Source organism: Syntrophorhabdus sp., from assembly GCA_012719415.1.
Lineage (GTDB): Bacteria > Desulfobacterota > Syntrophorhabdia > Syntrophorhabdales > Syntrophorhabdaceae > Delta-02.
Genome location: JAAYAK010000281.1, coordinates 1 through 2257 on the forward strand (window position 1 = coordinate 1; position 2257 = coordinate 2257).

The window sequence follows — 2257 nt, forward strand, 5'->3', positions numbered from 1 at the left end:
ATCACGCCTGCAGCCTGATCAGGTCAAATGGTGTGCGCAACTCCAGGGGATACACGAGTTGCAAAGAATACACCCGGATACAGTGCGGGTGTGACGCCGCCAGCCGGTCCAACTCCACATGCGCCAGTTTCCTCAGGTTCAAAGGTCACAGATAACGGCTGGAAGCGGATTTCCTTTTTCAACTGCACAAACCCGGCCTGATCGTCGAGAACTCCACGATCAGGCCGCTTCTCAAAAGCGAAAACACACTGCATTATCTTGAATCCTCCGTCCTGTTCTGCTACTAATACGACATGCGAACAAGCCGCTGCCGGGTTCTGCCGGGCGTAACCAACGTTGTGAAGGCGTTCATCCTTCTCTGCCTCATCGCGCTTGTTCCAACCGCCGATCTCTGTCACGCTGCCGCGTTCTACCCCAATGACCCCTATTTCTTTTACAGTGCTGCAGCAAGACCGGGGTTCCCGGGACAGTGGCATCTTGTGAACACCGCGCCCTCGGCAGGCGTCTATTACACCGCCCCCGGCGGTGCCAGTACGCTGATGAAGAACGCCTCCCTCGATGCCGGGCTTCAGGCCGCGTGGCAGGCCGGGTACACCGGCCAGGGGATCGTCATCGGGATCGTGGATAATGGCGTTGAAGGAAGCCACGAGGACATAAAACCCAACTACAGGGCTGATCTCAGCCGCAACTTCAGCTCCAACGCCACGATCGCGAATCAGGCCCAGGGGCCCATCGACGCCGATGATAACCACGGACAGTCCGTCGCGGGCGTGGCGGCGGCACGGGGAGGAAACGGCATAGGAGGCACGGGCGCCGCCCCGTACGCGTCCATCGCCGGATTGAACATGTACACGGCGGAGGAAGCCGACAACACGGCAAAGAGGGCGCTGTACGTGCAGGCCTATTACTGGAAGAGCGGTGTCGATCCCCTCACGGGGAAGATCACGGCAAAACCTCAGATCAACATAATGAACCACAGTTACGGCCAGACGACACCGTTTCACGTGACCGACGACCTCCATGGGTCAGACATCACAGCCGCGCTGAACCGGACCACGGCGAACGGCATCATCCACGTCTGGGCGGCAGGAAATGAACGGGGCAAGGCCAATGAAGACACCGGGAAAGACAGTGTCCTTACCAACAGCAACGTCATCGCCGTGGCCGCCCTGGGCAGCGACGGGAAATTCTCCGATTACAGCAACTACGGCTCCAACGTCTTCGTCACCGCGCCGTCGAGCACCGACGATGGTTTCGGGATCACGACCACCGACAGGACTGGCACGGATCTGGGCTATAACCGCTACTCCACCGAGAACACGCATGGCGACAAGTCGGACCTCTTTCCCGATACCGCCTACACGAGCACCTTCGGAGGCACGTCTTCCTCCGCCCCGCTTGTGTCCGGCATCCTGGCCCTCGGCATGGAGGCAAACAAGCTGATGGATGTCCGCATGGCCAAGCACGTGCTTGTGCGGACGAGCACCAAAATAGACTCGTCTGACGCGAGCGCGACGGGCGGCTGGGTGAAGAACGGGGCGGGCACCTGGTTCAACCCGAACTACGGTTTCGGCCTCATAAACGCGGGCACGTTCGTCGAAGCGGTGAAGAACGTCCTCTACGTGACAAACCAGACCTCCTGCACGACAGGCATAACGAACGTCAACGAGAAGATAGGGTTCTTCGACGGCGGAGCCAACAAGGGCACGAGCAAGGAGTTCACTCTGACGACAGCCGCGTTCTCCTCCACTTCTTCGCAGAGACAACCCCTGGAGGGCGTGGAGGTCGACCTCAACTTCACGCACACAAACCGCGGCAATCTCACGGCCACCATCACCTCTCCGTACGCGACGACAGGCCGGTTGTTCAACTCCACCAAAGACCTCGCGGCCGACAAACAGGATACCGCAAGCGTCACCAATTTCAACTGGACCTTCCTCACCAATGCCTTCTGGGGAGAAGATCCCCTGGGCGGGACAGCGAACACCAGCGGGAAATGGACCATCACAATGGGCGACGTGGTGGACGACAACGTCGCCACATGGAACAGCTACAAAATCACCTTTCTCATGGGAAAGGTGGTGATGAGCGGCAGCGGCACCACCACGCAGACGGAGAACATAAAAGCGAGGTCGATAACCCTGCTCAATGCCGGTGTGACTCTCTTGAACCCCGCCGGACTGGACATGGAAGTGAGCGAGAAGGTTGAGGTCTCGGCCGGAGAGTTCAACGTGAACGGAAGCGTGAAGTTGGCGAG

2 protein-coding genes are annotated in these 2257 nt (G+C 59.2%); one reads left to right on the forward strand and one right to left on the reverse strand.

The annotated features are described in order from the left end of the window. Positions 1–23: 23 nt before the first annotated feature. On the reverse strand, positions 24–398 hold the full coding sequence (locus tag GXX82_16385; GenBank protein ID NLT24622.1) for a hypothetical protein: 375 nt from the start codon (positions 396–398) through the stop codon (positions 24–26). An 81-nt stretch (positions 399–479) separates the two neighbouring features. On the opposite strand from GXX82_16385, the gene GXX82_16390 reads away from it, so the two are divergent. After that, the coding region (locus GXX82_16390; GenBank protein NLT24623.1) for a S8 family serine peptidase at positions 480–2257 on the forward strand (1778 nt) is incomplete at its 3' end.